At 46.5% G+C, this 518-nt stretch carries 1 protein-coding gene; it reads right to left on the bottom strand.

Going from position 1 to position 518, the window contains the following annotated elements:
• Positions 1-518, bottom strand: a 518-nt coding sequence (locus tag R7Z49_RS27565; protein ID WP_318112843.1) for an oxygen-dependent coproporphyrinogen-III oxidase, incomplete at both ends; no start/stop codon positions are given.

The raw sequence follows: 518 nt of genomic DNA, 5'->3' as shown, positions 1-518 counted from the left end.
AACGGCGGCATCGACATCAGAATCGACTCGGTACGCCCACCACTTTGTAAACCGAATAAAGTGCCACGGTCGTACACTAAGTTGAACTCAACATAACGACCACGACGGTAAAGTTGGAATTCACGTTCACGCTCGCCATATTCGATGTCTTTACGACGAGACACGATCGGCAAGTAAGCTTGGCAATAGCCTTCACCCACCGCTTTGATGTAATCGAAACACTTATCAAACTCCCAGTGATTCAAATCATCAAAGAACAAACCACCAACACCACGAGTTTCGTTTCGATGTGGCAAGAAGAAGTACTTATCACACCACGCTTTGTGTTCAGCATATACTTCTTCACCAAATAGGGCACAGATTGCCTTAGCTGTATCGTGCCATGACTGACCATCTTCTTCGAAAGGATAGAAAGGAGTCAGGTCGAAACCACCCCCAAACCACCAAATTGGTTCTTCGCCCTCTTTCTCGGCGATAAAGAAACGCACATTCGCATGAGAAGTTGGGACGTAAGGGTT

The sequence above is a fragment of the Vibrio sp. 1562 genome, assembly GCF_033340155.1.
Taxonomy (GTDB): domain Bacteria; phylum Pseudomonadota; class Gammaproteobacteria; order Enterobacterales; family Vibrionaceae; genus Vibrio; species Vibrio alginolyticus.
The sequence above is the reverse complement of the archived record's forward strand: the minus strand, read 5'-3'. Positions and strand labels throughout refer to the sequence as shown.